Here is a 647-nt window from a genome sequence, read left to right as displayed (position 1 = left end):
CCTTCCGCTTTCCCTTCCTCCCTGCTGATGCGTTCGGCCGTGGCGATGGTGTTCACATAGTCGCGATACGCCTTTACCGACTCGTCGTAACGTTCGCGTTCTTCGGGGGTCAGGTTCTCCACGTTGGCAACTTCCAGGAGCTTCCTGAATATTGCTTTCTTTGCTTCGAACGGTAATCTTTCTAACGTATCCATATTCTTTAATAAATAAATCCAACACTCAAAATCCGTATGGCAATCCTTCTTCTCCAGTGTGAAAAAAGGGAGCGACAGGTATATTTGCCTCAGTTTGTTGCTCAGCTCCGTGCCGCTGTCGCGGTCTGCCAGCGTGATGTCCGTCCTGAACTTGACCAGTTGCGGGAGCCTGAAGTTCAAAAAATACACTCCGTAAACAGGGTATATCCGGTAGTTCCAGTCGGGCCCCTTTTTCCCCTGTTCGTTCATCATGCGGCAAAGATAATACAATCCCCGGTCGAAAAAGTAATCCTGATACTGGTTTTGCATCTCGATGATAAACCTCGTCCCGTCTTTTTCCTTGCACAGGATGTCGAAAATGACGACTCTTCCGCCCAGCGACTCGGGAACAATCTCCTTGTTCATGAAGGATATGTCCTCCACATGCCGCTCTCCCACCAGCAAATCGTTCAG

The 647-nt window shown here is 49.5% G+C and carries 1 protein-coding gene; it reads right to left on the bottom strand.

All coding sequences use genetic code 11. From position 1 onward, the window contains the following. On the bottom strand, window positions 1-647 hold a 647-nt coding region (locus DW103_RS17940), incomplete at both ends, for an Rpn family recombination-promoting nuclease/putative transposase (RefSeq protein WP_233545741.1).

The sequence above is a fragment of the Parabacteroides sp. AM08-6 genome (genome assembly GCF_003473295.1).
Classification (GTDB): domain Bacteria; phylum Bacteroidota; class Bacteroidia; order Bacteroidales; family Tannerellaceae; genus Parabacteroides.
The sequence above is the reverse complement of the archived record's forward strand: the minus strand, read 5'-3'. Positions and strand labels throughout refer to the sequence as shown.